18 protein-coding genes and 2 tRNA genes are annotated in these 22,640 nt (G+C 36.5%); 3 read left to right on the top strand and 17 right to left on the bottom strand.

The annotated features are described in order from the left end of the window. Positions 1 to 16: 16 nt before the first annotated feature. The 6 genes from Q8S25_RS02020 to Q8S25_RS01995 all read right to left on the bottom strand — a co-directional run bounded on the left by Q8S25_RS02020 (position 17) and on the right by Q8S25_RS01995 (position 4,912). On the bottom strand, positions 17 to 1,345 hold the full coding sequence (locus Q8S25_RS02020) for a DEAD/DEAH box helicase (protein ID WP_305534374.1): 1,329 nt from the start codon (positions 1,343 to 1,345) through the stop codon (positions 17 to 19). 52 nt (positions 1,346 to 1,397) lie between these two features. Further along, on the bottom strand, positions 1,398 to 2,321 hold the full coding sequence (locus Q8S25_RS02015; RefSeq protein WP_305534372.1) for a type II toxin-antitoxin system HipA family toxin: 924 nt from the start codon (positions 2,319 to 2,321) through the stop codon (positions 1,398 to 1,400). Between the two features lie 80 nt (positions 2,322 to 2,401). After that, positions 2,402 to 2,728, bottom strand: coding sequence for a HipA N-terminal domain-containing protein (locus Q8S25_RS02010; protein ID WP_305534370.1), 327 nt, complete (start codon positions 2,726 to 2,728; stop codon positions 2,402 to 2,404). Next, positions 2,725 to 2,949, bottom strand: a complete 225-nt coding sequence (locus Q8S25_RS02005; protein WP_305534368.1) for a helix-turn-helix domain-containing protein — start codon at positions 2,947 to 2,949, stop codon at positions 2,725 to 2,727. The genes Q8S25_RS02010 and Q8S25_RS02005 overlap by 4 nt, the downstream gene beginning before the upstream one ends. Before the next feature lie 136 nt (positions 2,950 to 3,085). Continuing rightward, positions 3,086 to 3,619, bottom strand: coding sequence for a DUF1697 domain-containing protein (locus Q8S25_RS02000; RefSeq protein ID WP_305534366.1), 534 nt, complete (start codon positions 3,617 to 3,619; stop codon positions 3,086 to 3,088). A 21-nt stretch (positions 3,620 to 3,640) separates the two neighbouring features. Further along, complete coding sequence (locus Q8S25_RS01995) at positions 3,641 to 4,912, bottom strand: ankyrin repeat domain-containing protein (protein WP_305534364.1); 1,272 nt, start codon at positions 4,910 to 4,912, stop codon at positions 3,641 to 3,643. 1,001 nt (positions 4,913 to 5,913) lie between these two features. Between Q8S25_RS01995 and Q8S25_RS01990 the strand changes: the two genes are divergently transcribed. Then, positions 5,914 to 7,089 (top strand): PIN domain-containing protein, encoded by a 1,176-nt coding sequence (locus tag Q8S25_RS01990; protein ID WP_305534362.1) that lies wholly within the window; start codon positions 5,914 to 5,916, stop codon positions 7,087 to 7,089. Positions 7,090 to 7,111: 22 nt separating this feature from the next. Here the strand turns inward: Q8S25_RS01990 and Q8S25_RS01985 are convergent, their stop codons facing one another. The 10 genes from Q8S25_RS01985 to Q8S25_RS01940 form a co-directional block, all read right to left on the bottom strand. After that, positions 7,112 to 8,152, bottom strand: a complete 1,041-nt coding sequence (locus Q8S25_RS01985) for a PfkB family carbohydrate kinase (RefSeq protein ID WP_305534360.1) — start codon at positions 8,150 to 8,152, stop codon at positions 7,112 to 7,114. After that, entirely contained in the window at positions 8,149 to 9,285 is a 1,137-nt protein-coding gene (locus Q8S25_RS01980) for a hypothetical protein (protein ID WP_305534358.1), read from the bottom strand. The genes Q8S25_RS01985 and Q8S25_RS01980 overlap by 4 nt, the downstream gene beginning before the upstream one ends. Position 9,286: 1 nt before the next feature. Beyond that, positions 9,287 to 11,215 (bottom strand): hypothetical protein, encoded by a 1,929-nt coding sequence (locus Q8S25_RS01975; RefSeq protein WP_305534356.1) that lies wholly within the window; start codon positions 11,213 to 11,215, stop codon positions 9,287 to 9,289. Beyond that, positions 11,212 to 12,348, bottom strand: a complete 1,137-nt coding sequence (locus tag Q8S25_RS01970; RefSeq protein ID WP_305534354.1) for a hypothetical protein — start codon at positions 12,346 to 12,348, stop codon at positions 11,212 to 11,214. Before Q8S25_RS01970 ends, Q8S25_RS01975 begins: the two co-directional genes overlap by 4 nt. A 6-nt stretch (positions 12,349 to 12,354) precedes the next feature. Beyond that, positions 12,355 to 14,235: an SIS domain-containing protein gene (locus Q8S25_RS01965; protein WP_305534352.1), complete on the bottom strand. Its 1,881-nt coding sequence runs from the start codon at positions 14,233 to 14,235 to the stop codon at positions 12,355 to 12,357. Between the two features lie 1,650 nt (positions 14,236 to 15,885). Beyond that, positions 15,886 to 15,959 (bottom strand) — tRNA-Pro (locus Q8S25_RS01960). Positions 15,960 to 16,034: 75 nt separating this feature from the next. After that, positions 16,035 to 16,123 (bottom strand) — tRNA-Ser (locus Q8S25_RS01955). Positions 16,124 to 16,265: 142 nt separating this feature from the next. Further along, complete coding sequence (dnaA, locus tag Q8S25_RS01950; protein ID WP_295186756.1) at positions 16,266 to 17,699, bottom strand: chromosomal replication initiator protein DnaA; 1,434 nt, start codon at positions 17,697 to 17,699, stop codon at positions 16,266 to 16,268. A 140-nt stretch (positions 17,700 to 17,839) separates the two neighbouring features. Continuing rightward, positions 17,840 to 18,778 carry a bifunctional UDP-sugar hydrolase/5'-nucleotidase gene (locus Q8S25_RS01945; RefSeq protein WP_305534351.1) on the bottom strand — a complete coding sequence of 313 codons (939 nt, stop codon included), beginning with the start codon at positions 18,776 to 18,778 and terminating at the stop codon, positions 17,840 to 17,842. After that, positions 18,771 to 19,520, bottom strand: a complete 750-nt coding sequence (locus Q8S25_RS01940; RefSeq protein ID WP_305534349.1) for a 5'-nucleotidase C-terminal domain-containing protein — start codon at positions 19,518 to 19,520, stop codon at positions 18,771 to 18,773. The genes Q8S25_RS01945 and Q8S25_RS01940 overlap by 8 nt, the downstream gene beginning before the upstream one ends. Before the next feature lie 80 nt (positions 19,521 to 19,600). On the opposite strand from Q8S25_RS01940, the gene Q8S25_RS01935 reads away from it, so the two are divergent. Beyond that, complete coding sequence (locus Q8S25_RS01935) at positions 19,601 to 19,978, top strand: DUF3127 domain-containing protein (protein WP_305534347.1); 378 nt, start codon at positions 19,601 to 19,603, stop codon at positions 19,976 to 19,978. Between the two features lie 37 nt (positions 19,979 to 20,015). After that, a complete protein-coding gene (locus tag Q8S25_RS01930; protein WP_305534345.1) occupies positions 20,016 to 21,587 on the top strand; it encodes an NAD(P)/FAD-dependent oxidoreductase in 1,572 nt (523 codons plus the stop codon). A 13-nt stretch (positions 21,588 to 21,600) separates the two neighbouring features. On the opposite strand, the gene Q8S25_RS01925 is transcribed toward Q8S25_RS01930, so the two are convergent. Beyond that, on the bottom strand, positions 21,601 to 22,584 hold the full coding sequence (locus tag Q8S25_RS01925) for a zinc dependent phospholipase C family protein (RefSeq protein WP_305534343.1): 984 nt from the start codon (positions 22,582 to 22,584) through the stop codon (positions 21,601 to 21,603). Between the last annotated feature and the right edge of the window lie 56 nt (positions 22,585 to 22,640).

The raw sequence follows: 22,640 nt of genomic DNA, 5'->3' as shown, positions 1-22,640 counted from the left end.
AATTATTGGTTGATGATTATTTTTTTGCTCCTCTTTTGATGGGTTTGCCATATTTTTTCTTCATGGCATCTTTACGCCTCACTTTTACATTTCGCTTTTGATTCTTTGCTGATTTTTCATGAAATGCAGGACCAGCTTCCGATTTCTTTTTTGGCTTAATATACGGAACTTTCATATACACTTTAGGCTTCTCGTCTTCTGTAAGAATATCGGAGATACTCAAGTGAATTGGTAATTCATTAACAGGTATTTCGTATTTCATCAATTGCTCAATTGCAACAATAAAAGGCATTTCTTTCTCGGTGGTAAAAGTGATGGCAATTCCCTTCTTATCAAACCGTCCTGTTCTTCCAATTCGATGTATATAGTTTTCAGGAACATCAGGTGTATCAAAATTGATCACATGTGTTACTTCGGCAATGTCAATTCCCCTCGCAACAATATCAGTAGCAATAATAAATCTGTAATCACCATCCTTGAATTTTTTAACGGTATTAAAGCGATGGTTTTGTTCTTTATTAGAATGGATGATCCCTATTGAACCTGCAAATCTCTGTTCCAATGACTCAAATAATTGATCAGCTAATTTTTTGGTTGCTGCAAAAACCAAAACTTTCGTCATTGATGTATCTTGCTCTAATAATAGTTCTAGCAAGTTTACTTTGGTGTAAAAATTAGGAACATTAAAACGGCTTTGTTCTATATTATCTAATGGCGTACCAGTTGGGGCAGCTTCTACACGAATAGGTGCATTAAAATAGGTTTCCATTAAAGATTCTACTTCTTCAGTAATGGTTGCAGAAAACAATAGATTTTGTCTTTTCGGAGGCAACAAATCCATAATATTTCTCAACTGTGTGCGAAATCCAAGATTCATCATTTCATCTACTTCATCAATCACTAGCTTTTTAATATACTTTGTTTTAAAAGCTCCGTTCATGGCCAAATCAAACAAACGTCCTGGAGTAGCAACCAATACATCTACCCCTTTCTCCACTTCCAATTGCTGGGTATTGATATTTACACCGCCATAAACACCTACCACAATCAAACTCATATAAGAAGTCAATTTCTTAACGGTTTCTACCACTTGAGCAACCAATTCTCTGGTTGGAACAACCACTAAAATTTGTGGGTTTTTATTTTTGTCAAACTTCCATTGTTTTAAACAGGGCAATAAATAAGCAATAGTTTTACCGGTTCCTGTTTGGGCAATCCCACATACATCTTTTCCAGACATTGCTATTGGAAATACCTTATGTTGAATAGTTGTAGGGGTTGTATACCCTAAATCATCTAAGGCTGAGTAGAGGGCTGTATTGAGATTAAGTTCTTGAAAGGTCATATTATGTTATAATATACAAAGATAGCTTTAATTAAATGAGGCAAAATCAAACTCACTTTATCAGTAAGTTTCTTCTTGAACTATAATCCATTAAATATCCGCGCTTATTGGGATTATTTAGAAAGGAATGATTTACAAGGATCTCAACAGTTTTTTGCTTAACTAAAAATGGTTCTAATAATTTTTCAATTCTATTTTCTGAAACGCCTATTCTTTTTGCAAACTCTTCAAAATCATGCTTCCCCCTATGGAATGTTTTTTTAAAGGTTTCAGATTGATAATTGTCTTCAAATAATCCTTTATCTAATGCAAAATCTGTATCATCCACATGCAACCTTGTATTGATTAAATCATATGCAGGGCTTAATAAATAATCTCCTGTTTCACTTTCCAATAAGGAAAAGTTTTTTAAATGTGCATCCCCATTTAAAAAAAGGTAATTGAATACTATTATTTTAAAATACTTTTCAATTTCTACCCTCCATGCAGGAACATATTGTCTTATGATAGCTGCTGCAGCTTCATAAGAGTATGTATATTTAAAATCAGCACCTGCATTATCTTTAGTTCTTCCAGCAAGCGTTGCAAAATCTTCCTTACCCCATTTTGATCCATCCGCCCTAACATCAAAACGCTTTGTGATATATGCAGGAGAACCATTCTTAAAAAAAATCATTGCATTATGAGCAGTGTTAATACCGAATACTTGAGAGGCTATTTGCATTGTTAAGTGCTCATTGGCAGGCACTTGATCAACTTTTTTAAGATCTCTAGGAATTGGTTTTAATATATATGTTCCTTGCTCTCCATTTTCAGTTAAACGCAAATTATTTTTATTTAATAGCAAAGACATTTTCTCTTGAACACCAGATATAGATATCCTTTTTCTATTCTCCATAAATTTTTCTGAATCAACTTCATTTACTTGTGGAGCGTCGTAAGGAAGGATATGACTTACTTTTTTATTATTAAACATATTGCGTAAACACGAAGGGCTATAAGTTGTAAAACCCTCTGATAATGTTCCTGGACAATATGTTATTTCTATTTGGCTCATTAAAATTTGAATGGTTTTACAGTTATTGCTCCAATAGTATCATGTTGTGCAGTAGCAGAAAGTAACCCAAAATGATCGTGCTCATCTATTTTTAGCAGTCTACATTGCAATTGCCTATTGACACCTTCAGATAGCATATTAAAAAAGAATGGGAACAAAAAAGATGAAGTGAACTCTTTTTGTGATTTCGGAATGGTGAGACTTATTGGAGGTTTTGAATTGTCATTATAATATGCTTCATCATATTCAAAAACATACATTTCTCTGCTTACTTCTGTAAGCATTCCTGCAAATTCTTTATTACGATAAATGCCTAATTTTCTCATGAAAGAGGATTAATTGAACTTTCTTTTACTGATAGTTTCATTTCCAAACCTAAGACTGCTATAATCTTCTCAATAATATCAATTGTTGGATTGGTTTGACCTCTCTCAATTTTGTATAAAGTGTTTATTGAAATATTGGCAAGTTGGCTTAAATCTGATTGAGTAATTCGTAATGCCTTTCTTCTCAATTTTATCCTATTTCCTATTTCACTAATTAACATTATAGTGTGATTTATGATACAATATTATGAAAATAATCGAAAAAAGTAACAATTTTCACACCGAAATGTGAATTTTTAAATATTTTAATGACTTCAAGATAAATTAGCTCATTTTTCACACTATAATGTGAATTTTTCAACAATTATGTATTTTCTGAATCGTATTCCAATTTCTGGTGGTAATATTTTTCCCAAAAAGCTTTTCTAAGTCTTCCATTCCTTTTGGGGTATTAGTGGTAGTGATATCTAAAACACTTGCAATGATTTTATCTTTCACACCAATAATGCTGAATGCTTGGTCATTGGATATGTAAGGAATAGCAAGCTTTACCTTAGGTGTATCCTTTAAAAATGATATATATAGTCGAATATTTTTGTGAACATCAATGCCTGCAAAAGGGTCTTTATTAACCAATTGGGTTAATTGTTTATGGGAGATTAAAATCACTGGGATAGCAAATCCAAATGATTTAGCTAGAACTGATTCTATTTTGTTTTCTAAAGCTTTAAGGTCATCATTTTTTAATTCGAATACAAAATTTCCTGAATTCAAAATCGTTATTACATTTTCACAGCCAAATTGAGTAAGGATATTTTTTAGCTCTGCCATTGGCACTTTATGATGACCACCAACATTGATGCCGCGGAGAAAGCCTACTATTTTAGTCATGGAATTATTTTGTTTATCATACTAAAAATTACAAAATCCCTCTACAGTTCCAGTTTTACGTATTAAAAAGACATGACTCAAATCATTTTTAAAACCTACTGATTTAAATGCATAATTATCCAACTCATACTCTATAAATCCAATAGTATTATACTTACTTGCAATAATAGGGGCTTCAATTACATGATTAGGAAAAAAAATTACCATCTTGTTAGGTTTAACCTCAAATGATACTTTTGAAGTCATTTTATAAGCAACAATTTTATCATTGCTAAACTGATTTTTATTGCAATCATACTCGTATTTGATATTAAATGATTTGTCTACTAAACATTTTGTACACTCATTACTACCCTTAGCAGCTAGCTTGTTATTTTTGTATATTTCCAAATTCTGCCTAGTAATTTCATTTATCTGCCGTTGGTAATTCTCTACTTCTTTATGGGCTGCCGAGGCACGACTCACAAAAGAGGCGAAAGACTTTTCTGCCCAAGGATTCTGTATTTTCATATAATCCATAGCATTTCTTCCTGAAAAGTCTTTGGTTAAAATACACTTAAGTTCATAGTCTTGAAAAACTTCTAACATTCGGTTTGTTGCACTTGTTTGACAATTAATATTTGTTTGCGAGTTAGTGGTTGATGGTATTTTAAAAGCTGGTACGTTTAAAGGATTTTTCCAATTACACCTAGGTTGACTCATGTAAAAAACAAGTGGAGTTTGACCCAGGAAATTAGTAGTATATTTTTCAATTTTATAAGCTACTAATAGCCCACTTAACTGCTCATGAAAAGTTGGCATTATTTCATCAGGATTGATTAACATGCTTAAATGCAATAGTGTATTTCCATTTTGGTCTCTGATATCTCCCCCCTTTGCTTTTAATAGTATTTGGTTAATAGCAGATAGTTTACCATTTAGCACCGCATATTGTAAAGCATTCCACCCTTCAGGAGTCAATTGATTTGGTGGTGCTCCTTTATCTAATAACAATTTCATACAATCCCAATACATCTCTGATTTTGTAGTGGTGATATTGTATTTTGCTTCATCAGTTGCAGCATAATCAACACGATATTGTACATAGTGCTCAATCAACATATGCAAAGGTGAATAGCCTTTTGTATTCGTTATATTAAGCGGAATTTTAGTCGTATCTAGGTACTTTTTAAGTTTTGCTGGATCAGCTTCTTTTACTAATGAAAAAATATTTTGTTTTTGGGCAATAACAAAATTGGTCCACGAGAAAAATAAACAGCAAAAGAATAACCCTTTTAAAAGATAACTTTTCATGAATTGGTTGTATTAAAAGAATATATCTTTCAAATTAATTCTTTTTTAATTGAAATTAAATGGGGGGGGCACTAATATGTTAATATTCAGCAAGTTACTTTTTTAAAAAGCTTAACTCAAGGAATAACTCAGGATAGAAAATGTGTTTGTGAAAGAACTATTGTTAAGGTACAAAATACAGGATATCAATGGTGCTTTTTTTATATCAGTTTGTATGTAAATTTTGTACCACCGATTAGAACTATCGTCCTCTCATTCCATTTCAATATATCTATAAGATCAAAAGTTTAACCAATGAGTTTTGATCTCCGTTTATTTTCTGGTAAGCTTAATACCTGCCGACAAGAACTGCGACTTGAGCTACTGGAGGTCGCTGAAAGGACCGGTCTTTCCCTTGATCGACTTATTCATCTCGAATTCCGGTGTGTTGGGCAGTAAGGGCTGGTTGGGCCTTGTCTGCCTCCGTTAAAAAACAGGAAATACGACCCTACGCTAGCAAGTGCCAGAACACATGCAGCTGTTACCACTGTGATCAATCTTCTGATCCCGGCACGGCGTGCCAATCCGTGTGGCGTCTGTCTGTTCTGTTTCCGCGGCAATTGGTTCTTCTTCCCGTTCATATCCAGCTGTGATCGCTTTAAACATGCTTTCCTCCCCTTGCGCCAACTGCCAGTCTTCTTCTGTGATGATTTAGGCTCGTTTGATAATCATTCAAACATGCGCTCCAGGAACTCCCGCTCGTCAGGTGTAGCTGCACCTAGGCGGTATCGCGTAAGTAAGGATGTAAACGTTTGTTCTTTCACTGGTTAAGAAGGGGGCTGAACAACCGCCCTTTATTCGACGATTCTGAAAATGGAGGGTGACCCTACGGTGATGTTGATTAATTTAATGTTATGGGGCAATTATGAGTGTAAAAAGGCTGGCTTGAGATCTACAAGGTTCGGAAGAAAGCACTGCCCACAAAATGTATTTAGTATTTTTGTGATATAAATATTCTATTGATGGAAGAACCTACGGTAAGAAAGCCAGATTTAATACATGTCGTTTTTGATAGTAACGTTTTGCGTACTGATAGATCTTTAAACAAAACCGATATGATTTACATGCGTTCCTTGGCTAAGCTTGGATTAGTTAAGATGCATTTTCCTTGGATAGTTTACAAGGAATGCACTTCGCATAATATTGCAGATATTACCAGTGAACTCGACACTGCAGAAAATAAACTTAAAAACCTATCGCGTAAGGGTCTCCACGAAGATGAGGAATTAGTCCTTAATAGAATTGCTTATCAAATACGTAAGACGAAACCTATGGTGAAAGATTCAGTGGAGAAGGTCTGGAATGAATACATAAAAGAAACTAACTCTATTCTTCATCCACTTCGTGAAGATTACACAGCGAAAATATTTGAAGGATATTTCTCTGTCTTGCCGCCGTTTAAAAAATTAAAAAGTAGAGAAGATATTCCCGATGCCTATATTTTCGAAAGCCTGAAGGACCTTGCATTAAAACATCCAATACATTTTCTTTCGAGCGATGAGAACCTAGGAGCTACAGCTGCTACGATATCAAACATTACTGTTCACAAAACATTTGAGAATTTTTACAATTCAAATGAGTTTGAATGTACTAAACTCTACTATGAGCATAAAGGCAAAAACGAATTATTAATGATGAAATTCATCGACTTGATACCGTCGGTGCGGAAAGTCATTGAAGAAGAAGTATATCTGTGGAAACCGTTTGAAGCTTTCGTTGACTATCCTCTATCAAACGATGATCATATCTCTGTCGGATCGATTGATGATGTCAAAGTATCAATCAATACAGACGAGGTAAAATTAATTGATGGAGAATTTTACGTTCCGTTAAAAATAACTGGGGAAGCTTCCATCGATTTCTTTATGGATCGATCATTGTACTATGAAATTTATGATGATGTAAAATTACCATCAGTATCCGATTGGAATGATCATGTGTACTTGGCAGAGGATACCGACAATATAATCTTTGAGCATACAATTGTAATTCCAGCGAGTATTTTGGAAGAGAAAGATGTAGATATTGCAATAGACGAATTAGAACTCAACTATGATGATATAGAGGAATTTCTATTCGGTAGAATTATAGAAAGCAGAAAAGAAGCGCGAAAACGGAGGCGACATACCGATTTGTAGAATACCAAACACAACTATTTTATTATTTCTTACTGTAGAGTTTTGCAAACCTTAGATTCGAGCTTATATCAATAATCGGAGTTGTAGGCAGTTTCAGGCTAGAAATAGATTTACTCATTTCGACACTTGCAACAGCTTTAACCAGTTTTTTGGACTCGATATAGTACATCAATCCGCGTGCACCATCATATAAACAATTAAGGGCGCCAAGAATTTGGCCAAAACTGATGGCTTTCTCAACATCATTATGTGAAGAACTAGATAAACCTTTATAGCCGTTACTGCACAACTGAGTAATCAAGCCTGCTGAACACCAATCGCCAGCACCTGCAGCATCCTGCACCTTTTCAATATCAAAACCTTTAGCCTCTTTCCAATGATTGGGTTTAGTTCGATTTTTACAGCGAAAAACTAAACCTTCCTTTCCTAGTGTTTCAATTTCCAAAAAAGAGGTAATTGAAGGGTGCTTTATTCTAAATTCTGGAATACGTTCGTGTGAGTACTTGACAACATCAGCCAATGCTAGAAACTTTTCAAATAATTCCTCGTCTTTCGCCGATGTCGGTTCGAAAAAAATAACAGATCCTTTTGCTTTATAGTATTTTGCAAGCTCAAATGTACCTGGATTCATACGGTCAAAATACAGCACCTGTGGAATCAGATTAGAGTGCATTACTTCAGCGGCAACATTTTTTGTAATTGGCTTAAACTGTGGAAGCCAACCTTTGGTCTCCGGGTCTTTAAATTCAAATTTATGTATAGGGAGACCATTTTTATCCTTTAAAATACGATGGATTATTATCGGCGTGCTTCCTTCTTCCGTTTGGGAAAGGAATTCTTGATGAACCCCCCATCTGGTCATATCTAAGACAAGTTCTGCACCTGCGCGATCATTTGCAAGTCTAGCTACCGGATATGCAGACCAATTCAGGTAACTGAGAATACTCAAAACATTACCGCACGACCCGCCAGCCGAAAGCTTAGGCAAAGTGGCTGGGCTGCCGTTTAAAATGACATCTAAAGCGACCAAACCGGTCCCAAAACAAACAGGTGCGTTTTTCATAGTCCAATGTAGGGTTCTCCCGCGAGCCAAATTTCGAATAATTTATGGTTTTTTTCAACTTCATTTTTTACTGTCTCGTAATCATCATCCAAAGCATGCTCTAACGATTCTACATGCATAATTCCAACATTTTTCCCAAGTGTTTTTTGCTCATATACAGACAAAAACGCGCCAACAGTCAATAATTTGCTGGAAAGTGCCGAAACAACGATTTTGCAACCCTCCAGAATTTGAAACGACCGATTATATCTTTCAATCGTTTTATTGAGTAAACGGTAAACATGAAACGGATTTCCCTCATCTGCATACACAATATTTTTTGTTTCAAAATCTGCATCATTGAACAGCATTTCACCATACTTATTAATAAGATTGTCACCACGTCGCAGGTTTTCAGATGGGAATGGCAATATCGGACAGGTTTCAACAGGTGATAACTTCTTTCGAATTTTAGCAAATTGCTCCTCCTGATTTTCACCTAATATGGGAATCCAAACTTCCTTTTGGTCTTCATATTTACTGATCTCTCTTGCGCGAAGACTGTGTATATAATCTGCTTCTTCATCTGTACCATTATCATGGATTTTTCCATCAAGAGATGGATTTTCCGCTACAACAATATGCAAATTTTTAACTGTAGCGCCTGAAGTTGCATTATGACCATCAATCAACATCAGCAGTTTTACAATTAATGGGATAAAAACACTTCTGGGCATGGCACTAATGTCAACGATAATATCTGAATACTGCTCTATGTCACTCGTTGATGCTATAATACCACCAGATTGGAGTGCAGTAATACTAGTGTCTTCATCTGATCTAAAAATTACATCTTTTTCGGTGAAAGACGCATGGCCGTTCGCTAATAAAAAATCAGTAAGGGTAGAAAGGTTTTCAACTACTTTAGGATGAGTCGATGAAAATTTATCCTTCTCGTTTTTGTAGTATCGAACGATTAGTGTATCACGCAGTCCAGTACTTTTCACTCCATAAATGTTTGAAATTCCCACTACAGATCTCGGATCAAAACCAAGTCCCATGATATAGAGAATGTCCCGTGGTTGCGCCAAATATTCATTCCAAAAAGGCATGAACTTTTCATCACTTCTTAATATGTAATTTTCCCACCTCATATTACATTTTCATTTTAATTTGACCTTGGAAACCTTTGGTAAGATAACCAGCTAAGATTCCAAGGTTTCGTTCTTTAAAACGGCCATTATGTAGGGGGAGTTCATATTTGGCACAGTATAGCCTGTTAAGGTAAATGATCATTAAATCTTTTCCTTTGCAGCGATAATTTAGTTTGATATCTATTAGGTTATAGCTAATGCATAGCACAAGGCATCTAGCGAGATAATGATAGATATGTGTGTTATCTTTTAAAGCATAATCCTTAAGTAAATTGCGTTCGGCCATTGTAATAGCAATTCCGTTAATACCGGGTGCATTCCAGGCATTCGGCACATAAGTTTCAGACCGGCAAAGTTCGCCTATTGCGTCGAGCAATCTTTTTATGTCATTAAATTCATGGACACGCTTATCCAATGCCTTCCACTTTTCACCAGCCAGTTTTTGAATGATCTGCTGTTGTTTTTCTGGCGTTATATGCAGCGTCGTCTGTGACCGTAACACTTTTTTAATTGAATTACTTCGTATCTCCTCAAATAATGCGGAGGCGATTGTGAGAAACTGTTCAATATTAGAAGATGATAATCGAGCAACGAGTTCAAATCCATAATAAAAGGGAATGCCAAATTCCCGATAAACAAACAACTGTGCCGCCACCTTCTCTTCATTTCCTTCCTGCTCCTGCAACTGGTCTTCACTAAGCTCTGTAAAATCAAACAGGTTTGCCTGATTACTCTCACGGTGAAGGATGATCTCAAGCGTTCTCCATTCGATCAATAAATGAAAAGGTTCACCCTGCAACTCCTCCTTTTGTGAAATCCAAGCTTTATATTGTTCCTGCTTACCAAACTTTTCTTTAATCCTTTCTTTCACTGTGGTCAATGCCTTTTCAATCTTTACGGTGTTGCCATGGCCCATAGAGGACATCAAAAAACTACTAAAATCATACTGCTGATCCGGGAAAGCAGATTCTAGCCTTCGATTGGCAACAGATTTTGCAAATTTTTCAAACTGTTGGTATCGCCGTGACCAGAACTTTTCCAGTTCAATAATCCGTAAATCTCGTTGTTCAATCTGTCCCTCGGAAAGCAACTCTTCCATAGTTAAAGCACGGAGCCGTTCTGCAATCCAAGTATTTACCAGGGGCCTTTTATCGACTATCGTTTTTACTAAATGATTACGCTGACTGCGCGATAGATTTTGCACATCGTCAAACATGACTAACACTTTCTCTTTTATTGGTTCCCCATCAACACGAATATTAGCTGCCGCGAGGAAATCTAGGGCGTATAAATCATCACTACCGGTTAATTGCTCAACATCTTTTAGGTTGATACTATCCACAGCATCGAAAATCTTTTCTTCTTGAGCAATAGCCCACGAATATAATTCATATCCTTTTGACAACATATGAAGCGGTGAAGGCATGCTCGGTAATGTTGTATCACCAAAGGATATCCTATCTAATTGCTGCGGGTATTGAAAATCTTTGACAAGGCACAAAGATTTCAAAAAGGATAAGATCGATCTTACATTCACTAGCGAAAAAAATATCCTGAGTTGCTGCCCGGCTGGAAAAGGAAGATATTCGAAAGTTGAAAATTGGGTATTGAATGAAATATATGTTCCAACAACATTAATCCTTTCCTGACGATCAAATACCCCACGGGACTTTAGCTCCAAGAACACTTCTTTGACATGCTCATTATGATTTTTATTAAGAGTAATGGCATGAAGGACCTTTGGGGTGAATAGCTTTAATAATGTCGTTTTACCACCGCCAGGAGAACTCCTTAGTACATTAACCTTATTCCAAAGTTCATCATCCTTAAATAGCTGCAATATATCAGCACTGAATAATTGAATGAATTTTTCCTCCATGTCAATATATTCAGACGTACGGGTTACGAAAGGATTTTTATCTATTCTCATAGCACTATATGTCTTGGAATTCTTGGAAACAATCCTTCAAATTTACTGTTCTCATATGACCATAATATAGGTACAGAATTATTAGGGGTATTGTGATGGAGAATTAAAGGCAGACCACATCCTCCAAAGCCCATTTTTACATCAGTACCTCCTTGGTCGGTATGCTTATTTTGTAATTTAGGGTCATAATATTGATCTTTCATGCAGATCTCACATATCAGTTTGTCTTGATCACTGGATGGATCAAGCGCAAATGATTGCGGAATTGTATGCATCGTAAGAAGTTGTGGACGATGACCGTACTTTGCTTCGAGTATATCGAAGTTTGATTCAATGGCATTCTTGGCCTGTTGAGTGCAGAGATATATTATTACATATACTTTCAGATTGTCGATATCAAAAATTTTTGAGAGTTTACTATCCTTTGAAAAAACGGATTCGTATAGTCCAGCAATTTTTCCTTTCAATTTATCCTTCTCTTTATCATATTTCAAATAAGAGGTTCCGCTTGCTGAAAAATCGTCAAGTAAAAACAATCGCTGAAATTTGTCTTCACCCTCCTTAGCTTCACGTCCAAAGAGACCAGGGAAATCCTGAATCAGTTCCTTCTGCATTTTCTCTGCCCGAACTTCGGATAGCTCATAGGTCTGGTAGATTTGCTCGTGTGATATTTTGCCCGTATTAGCACGCCTAAATTCATCAATACGTGCACCATCGCTCATCCCAAAAAAAAGCGAACGTCTGAGAAGCATTTTGTATTCCTGAGAATTGATGACTTTATTAAGTGTGTATGACGGATATGAATTTTGAATATTAATAGTATCAATCAGAATATCTTTTATTAAATCAGGATAACAAGCCTCAACCAACAAACGCATTTCCAAGGCAGAAATAAACACCACTCGGTTTTTTATAAACTCCAATGCTGTTTCTTTGTCAGCATCTTCCATGCCGTCAAGCCAAAGGGCAAGCTTTTCAATAAAGCGCATACCAGCACCATACTGCTCGTAATTGTCATACTTGTACTTAGCCATTCTTTGAAAATACTTACGATACTCATCAATCCTATCTTCAGTTATTGTTGACTTTTCAAGAACTTTTTGCAGTAAAGCTTCAGCTATTTCGATCTTCATGTATTCTTATTTTGCTTGAAATGAAAAGTATCCTTTACTGAATTTTATTTTCTCAAAAAGGTAAGCGACTGCCTTCTCATCTCGTAACCCAGCAGGGCAGATATTCCAGCCCGTATCAGGATTTGAAGATACCTCACCTACACTCAACGAATATTTGTTTGCAAGTAATGCATAATCGTTTCCTGGCCACTGACCTTTATCGCCAATACATAGCGCTTCTTGCACCAACCCTAGTTGCTTACTTTTTTTGTAACAATGCGCAAGCATGTTGTTCTTTGACGCAATTTTTCTTGGTATGACATCAATTGAATGTGAGGATTCAACAACGGTTATATCTTCGAGATCAAGCAACATCATTTCATTTAACAAGGCATCCCTCAAAGTACTCCATTCGTCAGTAGATGCAGAACCAAAAGTGAGCTGATTAGGGCTCTCGGCTCCGATAATTCCAATCTTCGCCAGTTTTCCCTGAATTATCTTAAGAGATGGATGCATCGCGCTGGTTTTATCCGGCCGTTTGGAGTTCGTCAATGGAGCGATATCGCTTCCGTTATAATAACCTACAATTACGTTCTTCTTTAGCTCAGGTGTTTTAGCAAACGCTTTTTCAAGATCCTCTCGCAATGATTTGCCTCTACCTGATATAATACCTAAAACGAATCCCTTCTTGACAAAATTTACCAGCAACTGTTGAACATCTTCTCCCATGCCTTTAAACCGATTGGCTGAAGAACATAACGTTCCATCATAATCGAAAACAAGACTTCCATATTTTGCGAGACTAAGTGTTTCAATAAAACTTTCGTAATACCCCTTCCAGACTTTTAAACTATCATCGCTAAGAATTGCGGCACCCTCGATTTTTGCCTTACGTTTAATGGCAACTTCCATGTTCGTTTCTGCCCTATTACTGATCAACCTATCATAGCGTAGATGATAAATTTTGGAACCATAATCTGGGACACCAGGGCGGCCTGGGTCGATGCCTTGCTTTTTCCCGTAATGCTTAATGATTTGCATTGATTGCACCAACAAATGAATTGCAGCACTATGATTGGGTTCGTCGCTATGCAATATGATTCTCGGTATTTTGTCAGGTAACAACGCAAGTGTTTTATGAGCAAGCTTTTCATCTGATTTGCTTGTTAGAGCAATAATGGCTGAGTCTTCTCTTTTATCAAACCATTGATGTCTGCCATGAGCAAAATGCCTATAATCACTTAGCAGAGACGGTGCTAAACCAGCTTCAGAAAATTTAGACTCAAGGTCTACGGCGACCCCGTGATTATAAGAACCATAGAGTATCGCAAAACAAGTACCGGTGGTGGTTTGCCTGATAAAATCTGTGTAAAATGATTCTGGCTTTTTGGCAGGTAACTTACCTAACACAGGATTCTCGATTGCCCTGTATAATATCGCAAAATAGGCTGCAAGCGAATTAGTCGCCAAAAAACCGTCCTTACCGGTAGGTAGTTCAAATTCGTAGGTCGTGCAAGCAGAATAATTTGAAGAAAGAGCAGTTAATTTTGTTTTTTTCTGCATACAAATGCTGATGACAGATACCGGCTCGCTTTCAACAGCCTTTTTAAAAGCAAAAAGAATATCTGTGTTGCGTCCGCTTGCACTTATAAAAATCAAATTTGACCTCCGCAACGTTGATCTGGCATAAAAGAGTTCCAATGGTGTAACTGCTTTAGCAAAGACACCTCGGGCTGTTAGCAGATCTGCTGCGTAAATACAGGCGCTAAATGAACCGCCAGAACCCACGATGTAAACAGGATGGTGATATTTTTTGACACTTGCTGAGAGAGATTCTACGTCCACTCCTGAAGCCCATTCAATGGTTTCATCCAATAATTCCAGTTCGTTCCCAAAAGGCTTTCCCATAATGCTAAATATATAAGTTATTATGTATTTTTTATACAGTTCCCCTCTATAAAATCCGTCATGTGCATAAAATATTATCTACAAACACTGATGAATAAAACCAAATTACTAAAAATATTAGTAATTAGCACTAATTATTTTGAGAAAAGTTCAATTTCGATTTCGGCAATTGAAAAATATGATATTTAACTTACTGAATATTAAATTAATGGGTATTTTTTTATAGGAATACTAAATTTATTAGTTTATCTTAAGCAAAATGAAGGTCTGTAATTGTTTATTAATCACAGCATTTTGTCCGAGTTTTTTCATTCAATAATCTCATATCAGCAGATATCAGGCATTTTGACGTCTTAGTTTAGTTCATTGTGCTTTCTAGTATGTCATATTCCATCATTTCTTTTTAGTAGTAATTGGAATATCCTGCTCAAGAGTGAAAGTCGTGGCAAACGTATGTCTGGCCATAAAGAAATTCAATGACATCCCTTATCACAAATTTCACTAATCATTTTAAGAGCTTCGTTGAGTTATTGAATAGATACTTTGGGAAAACATGTATGTTGCACCTTTGTATTTTTTGATAAAGCATACTTTTCAAGTGATTGATCTACACGATTAAGCAGTGTTACATGGGGTGTAATAAAGCTTTTCTCACGCTTGTAAGTCAACCATCGCACACCATGCGAACCTGACTAAATCTGCAGAGATTTTAAATTTGGGAGATCAGGTATCGCTATATCTGTATAAAAAGAGAAAAAAATGAGTCGCGAACAAGTTCAAGCATGCGATCGGAAAATATTTTTGCTTCGAGCATTTGTATTTGTGAACATATTAAAATTTACTTTCGTATTGTTTCTTTTTTTCCTTGAATGTAGCGAAAACATTCTGATCAGTATATTCCATTTCGTAAACTCATTTAAGAATTTTCTTAATTCATTCTTAGTGTTTCATGAATCCACTGTTTGTGCATGGATTATTGGAATTAATAGGCTTAGTCAGAATGTATATTTTGGGTTTATCAAGAAATGAAAGTGTAAAAAAAAATTTAAGGAATATTATCTGATCGGCATTCTTATTTGCAAAAAGCTCAAGTATATACTCGTGTTGCACCATAATTATTCGTAGTGCCGAAATACAATTCGCTTCTATATTTTCAAAGAGCATTATCCATTATTTGTAAAAGCATCATTCCTGATTAGCCTTTACCTAAACAAATAATTATTTATTCTTTCAACAGTGACTGCTACGTCTTGCAACTTAAGATCAAGATAGATATAGAGTAGCTTAAACTTGATTGATTTAGGATAAATTCCAAAGTTGATTAAATAGTTTGATTGTTGTTTGGATCTTCCTATTTTTATATCCCAATTTTGCTTTTTTATTCCTTTTTTAACAAACAATTGAAATAAATTAGAATTTCGATAATTACCAAAAAGTTGTTAACCCAATATATATAAGTTTTCATGTTCGCTGATCACAATAGGATTCACGTCGCTGCGCTCCGTGATCCTATTGTGGGGGGTACTGAAACAAAATGAGCCTGAGCGCTTCGCGCTCTTTGGTTTTTTTTGCGCTCTCGTTTATGAGCGTAAACGCTCAACACTCGCGCACAAAAAAACCCCGGCTATTGCCGAGGCTCTTTTTGTTTCGTCGGGAAGACAGGATTCGAACCTGCGACCCCCTGGTCCCAAACCAGGTGCGCTACCGGCCTGCGCTACTTCCCGAGACTTTGTTATCCTGATTTTCGCCGGAGAAAATCATTCTTGAGTTTGCTTGCAGATTAGTGTTTAGTTAATCTGCGGTGAGGGCGGGATTCGAACCCGCGGTACAGTTTAACCCGTACGGCAGTTTAGCAAACTACTGATTTCAGCCACTCATCCACCTCACCGTCCTTACTCCTTTTGGGAGAGGGCTGCAAAAATAAGTTTCCTAAGCTTAACTGCCAAAAAATGATGCAAAAAATCATAAAATAAAACATCCCGCCTACAAGAGACAGGATGCACAGTATTTTCAGGCGAAACTAAACTTAATTACATAGCAGCTAACTGCACTTTCTGCGTTAATTCCATTACATTTTCTCTAAAAATAGAGTCTGTGTCCATTAAGTCTTTCACTGTTTGACAAGAGTGAATAACAGTAGTATGGTCTCTGCCTCCAAAATGCTCCCCGATAGTCTTCAAAGAGTTCTTGGTAAATGCCTTGGCCAAGTACATAGTAATTTGGCGGGCTTGTACAATTTCTCTTTTACGTGTTTTGTGAAGCAAACGGTCGTAAGGAACATCAAAATATTCGCAGACCATTTTTTGAATGGCGTCAATAGTAATTTCTTTGCTGCTGGTTTTAACAAAGTTTCTCAATACTTTCTTAGCCAACTCTACATCTATTTCTTTTTTGTTTAAAGAAGATTGAGCCAATAAAGAAATTAATGCGCCTTCTAATTCGCGCACATTTGTATTGATATTGTATGCAACGTACTTGATTACCTCTTTAGGCATATCTAGTCCGTCGTTCTTCATTTTCTTTTCTAGAATTTCAATTCTTGTTTCGTAGTCGGGTACTTGCAAGTCTGCACTAAGTCCCCATCTGAACCTGCTCAACAAACGCTCTTGCATACCATCTAAATCCTTAGGTGGTTTATCAGAAGTTAACACCAACTGCTTACCGCTTTGGTGTAAGTGGTTAAAGATGGCAAAGAAAGCATCTTGGCTTTTTTCTGCTCTGCTAAAAAACTGAACGTCATCAATAATCAACACATCAATCAACTGATAGAAGTGAATAAAATCATTAATGGCATTATTGCGACTATGGTCAACAAATTGGTTAATGAATTTTTCGCTACTTACATATAACACCACTTTAGAAGGGTGCATTCTTTTTACATCATTTCCAATAGCTTGAGCCAAGTGGGTTTTGCCTAATCCAACTCCACCATATATAACCAATGGATTAAATGAGTTGGCACCTGGCTTCTCAGCTACTGTTTTACCAGCTCTACGGGCAACCCTATTACAATCTCCCTCTATAAATGAATCAAAAATATAGCCATGATTCAATTGAGGGTCAATTTGCATTTTCTTTAAACCAGGAATTACAAATGGATTCTTCACCGGATTATCAATCACCAATGGAAAATTCATTTCATTGTTGTTGATCGATTTAGGACCACGTGCAGGAATATCAACAGAACCATTTCTGCTATTGGTGTTGCCACTATCTACCATAATACGGTATTCTAGTCGAGCATCTTTACCCAATTCACGTTTTAAGGTTTTCGCAAGCAAAGTAACATAGTGTTCTTCTAAGTACTCATAAAAGAATTGAGAAGGAACTTGTATCATTAATACATTCCCTTTTAGTTCTACAGGAGTAATAGGTTCAAACCATGTTTTAAAATGTTGCCATTCTACAATGTCTTTAATAATCTTTAAACAATTGATCCAAACATTTTCAGCGTTCTTAGCCATACAAAAAAGTGAACAATTTTATATAATCAGTTAAGTTAAGTCTCTGCTACAAGTTATCTTATTTTCCCCATATGTGGATATGTTTAAAAAATAAAATAGGGATGCGAATATGTAGACTTTATGTTGAAAAAAAAATTTTTTTATTCGTTAGGTTTTCTCATTATAACTACAGTATGGGCTTTCGGCGAATTTTTCCTTTTGCTCGCCGAAAAATTATAATCCAAACGACCCATTTGGATGCCTCCCCAGCCCATTTGGTTCACCAAAATATCCCCACCGTCTTTGTTGGTATATTTTCTAGGTTGATCAAAAAAGCGATGCGTATGCCCCCCTATAATCAAATCGATGTTTCGACTCTCTTTTGCCAAAATTTCATCACTCACTTTATTATCACTGTATTTATCACCTAAGTGTGATAAGCAAATGATTAAATCGCATTTTTTTTGACGCAATATTTCAGCTGTTTCATTGGCAGCAACAATGGGATCTTTATAAACAGTATTACCATATAAATTCTTTGGCACCAAGCCTTCTAATTCAATACCAACCCCTAAAATGCCAATGCGCTGCTTTCCTTTCTGAATAATGGTATATGGTTTATAATTATACTCCATGGGTGTATTGGCGAAATCATAGTTGCTTATGACCACTGGAAAACTTACATGTTGCAATTGATTCGCAAAATTTTCAATTCCCGCATCAAAATCGTGATTACCCATGGTAACTGCATCATACCCCATTTTGCTCATGGCTTTCATTTCAGGTTCGCCCTTGTACAAATTAAAATAAGGGGTGCCTTGAAAAATATCTCCCGCATCCAATAAAAGGGTTGGATTGTTTTCTTCCCGAATAGATTGAATCAACGATGACCTGGCTGCTACTCCGCCCAATCCTTGGTTCCTGCTCCCATCCATTGGAAAAGGATCCAATCTGCTGTGTACATCATTGGTATGCAAAATGGTGAGCAAAGATTGTTCGGGTATGCCTTGTGCGCTCAATAAAGAAGTTCCAGCAACAGTGCTAGCCATTACTGCAGAACTTGCCAATGCGGTTTGTTTAATAAAATGTCTTCTATTCATTGTTGCTGCTGGTTACTCGGTTTTCAATTTTAGCATCAACTGGTTTACCGCTAGCGGTAATTTGTTTGATGTATTCAATTAATGCGTCTCTAATAAGATACCCTTTGTTTTGAAAAGGGAATGGTTTTAACATAGCGGCATCGCTCCCACCCTGTGCTATATAATCTGAATTGGCCGTTATATAAGTAGCATTGCGATCAAGTGGCTTTCCATTAATGATAATATCTACCGCCTGTTTATTCCTAATCTTAAAAGAAGACCCTTTAGAAATAGGCCAACCACCGTCTGCGGCAATATGATTCATTAAGGCTTCAATCACCGAGCCTTTGAGCTCTTGTAATACCAGTAAATTATCAAAAGGCATTAATTCATATACATTGCCGATGGTAATATTTCCTTTATTAATGCTGGCTCTTATGCCTCCTTGATTCATGAAAGCAATATCTACAGGTAATCCGAATTTTTGAGATGCCATTTCTTTCATACAGTCTGCCATAAAATTGCCCAACCCACTTTCAGGTAAACGCTTGGTCATTGTTGTAGGCGTAAACCCAATTACATTATTCATGGTACGGTTTACTTCCATTGAATAGGGTTGTAACAAATTAATTAAAGCAGTATCCGCTTTAATTTTAGGTGATATAGGGTAACCCAAATAACTTACCTGTTTTGGAACTTGAGTAGTACCACAAGCCAACAACAGTAAAATGAACCCACTATAAAAAATTGATAGAATACGCATGAATAAACATTGAAGTGAAGAAAGGTACAATAATAATTGGAAAATTTAAACCTACTTTTGCAGTAAATAAAAGCACAAACATGAGTTACGAAATCACCGGCAAATTGGTTGCTAAATTTGACATAGTACAACGCACGGAAAACTTTAAAACCAGGGAATTTGTAATTGAGAAATCAGAAGATATTAATGGAAGAACCATTACCAATTATGTAAAGTTTCAATGTGTGCAAGACAAAACAGCCATGCCCGATCGCTTTAATTTAGGAGAAGAAGTAAAAGTGATGTTCAATATTAAAGGAACCAAGTGGATGAAAGATGGTCGCGAAAATTATATCACCAACTTAGATGCTTGGAGAATGGAAACGGTAAAATTGACCAGTGATGTAGACATGCCGCCATCAGCCAGTTACAACGATATGCCACCTCCGGGAGAAGTGGTAGACGACTTGCCATTCTAAAACACCCAATTACTTTTTAGGATCAACACCTGACAGTATGCAAAAACAAATCACGTTAAAATTAAAGCCAGAAGAAGCTGCCTTACCTGAATTAGTGCATCAATTGATTGCACAGTCAGTTGGCGTTGCTATTTCAGCGGTTACCGGATATAGAACCCTCAAACAATCCATCGATGCCCGAAGTAGGCAGCAAGTCTGGATCAACCTAACCCTTCAGGCTTTTATAAATGAGCCTTTTGTAGAAAGAGAAAGAATCAGTATTCCGCTAGATCCCATTAAAACCAAAGCAAAAACAGTCATTATTATTGGTGCAGGGCCAGCAGGATTGTTTGCAGCATTGGAATTGATTGAATTGGGCATTAAACCCATTATACTAGAGAGAGGCAAAGACGTTAAAGCAAGAAGAAGAGATTTAGCGGTACTCAATAAAGAAGGCATTATTAACCCCGATAGTAATTATTGCTTTGGCGAAGGTGGTGCAGGCACTTATAGTGATGGGAAGTTGTACACACGAAGCAGTAAAAGAGGCAGCATAGATAAGGTATTGCAATTATTTTATCAGTTTGGTGCCGAAGAAAAAATATTATACCAATCGCATCCGCATATTGGCACCAATAAATTACCACAGATTATTTCTGCCATGCGTGAGCAAATTATTGCTGCAGGTGGCGAAGTTCATTTTGAAACCAAGGTAACCAATATAGTTACAAAGCAAAATGCAATACACGAGCTAATCACCGCCAATGGCAATCGGTTTTCGGCGGATGCGTATATATTGGCAACAGGACACTCCGCACGAGATATTTTTAGGTTGTTGCACCAAAAAAATATTTTAATTGAATCAAAGCCATTTGCACTAGGCGTAAGAATAGAACATCCGCAAAGCATTATTGATGCAGCTCAATACCATTGCGATGTTAGGGGTAATTTTTTACCACCAGCATCTTATAGCTTAGTGGAACAAGTAAACCAACGAGGTGTATTTAGTTTTTGCATGTGCCCCGGGGGGATCATAGCCACCGCGTCAACAGATCCCGGAGAATTAGTGGTGAACGGCTGGAGCCCCAGTAAAAGAAACAATCCATTTGCCAATAGCGGTATGGTGGTGCAAGTGGCAGAAACAGATGCATTAAACTATTTCAACAAGCAATCGGCTGATGCATTGTTACTAATGGATTTTCAACAATCGGTAGAACAAAAAGCTTACAATGCAGGAGGTGGAAAATTTGTAGCACCTGCGCAAAGAATGGTAGATTTTTGCAACAACAAGCCGTCAAGTAATTTACCAGATTGCAGTTATTTACCTGGATTGGCTGCTGCTAATTTAAAAGAAGTATTGCCCAACTTTATTATAGAAAGTTTGCAGGGTGCATTAAAAATGTTTGGTGCAAAAATGAAAGGATACTATACCAATGATGCCGTATTGGTAGCAACAGAAAGCAGAACCTCCTCACCTATTCGTATTCCAAGAGATGTAGTAACACTAACTCATCCACAACTCAATAATTTATACCCATGTGGTGAAGGTGCGGGATATGCAGGGGGAATTGTAAGCGCCGCAATGGATGGCCAAAAGTTAGCAAGGCAAATTGCTATTGTATGGGCATAACAAAATGATTCCTTTATTTTTTCTTTGCCTCTAATAAGTTTTCCTTTATTAAAGAATTCAATTGATACGCTGCTTGCTCTGCCGCAAATTGTTCTTTCTTTTCAGGAGTCCAATTAGTGATGCCACTTAAATCAGGCTTGCCTGCATCTACCCAAGCAGTGTACCAGAAATCGGCAATCATATCTGCAGAATGCAATAGTTGTTGATTAATCGTAGGCTTTAATTTTTCTGAATAGGCTTTTGCAAAAGCGGTGGTGTAAGACCTAGATTGTCTTCCGTTGCGCATTTGATATCGATACTTGGTAGAGTCGGTAAACTCCAATGAGGTTTCCACTTCTTTAGCCAACATTGTAGGTACTAACTCATGCGCTCTTTTGATAGCACGAAAAACATCTTTTATAGGATTTCTAAGATAACGCACTTTATGACCACTGTATAAATTGTATTGCTCTATTTCTAATTCAGGAATCATAGATTCCCATAAACTATGTAACCCTTGTTGATTGGTTAACTGCCCATCGTAATTAATGGTAGTATGCAAAGGAACATTTGCATCACCTATATAATGACCAAGGTCTGCGGCATAAAACAAAATAGAATCTTTGTTTTGCATTTTGAATGCATTGGTCAATTGGTTTTTCAGCACAATAATTTGATAAGGAACATACCCATATTTAGTTAGGGTATCCATACTATATTTTGCTATTGCTTTATTAAAATCATGGGGCAAATCATAAGCAGGCTTTTCATTGAATGGTTCTAGATCAATAAAATGCTTAGGCGCTTCGGTGCTATCGGTATTTCTTCTGGTATCTGCTCTTGGCGCATCGTACACCAGTTTAGCCATATTGCTGTGAAAAAAGCCAGCCATTTCAGCTGGAAGTTGATAAACGGCTAATTGGTGTATGGTTCTATGTACCAAAAAACCCCAACTAGATAATGCAACAAGTAATGTTCCCAATAAAAGTAGTCTCCCCCCCCTTAATAAACCCTTCATTTCGCTTGCTTTAAATATTTTATGCAAAATTACTCAAAAACAAGCCCGTTCTTGTA

The organism is Sediminibacterium sp., assembly GCF_030695065.1.
In the GTDB taxonomy this organism is placed as follows: Bacteria; Bacteroidota; Bacteroidia; order Chitinophagales; family Chitinophagaceae; genus Sediminibacterium.
This window is presented reverse-complemented; position numbering and strand designations above follow the sequence as displayed.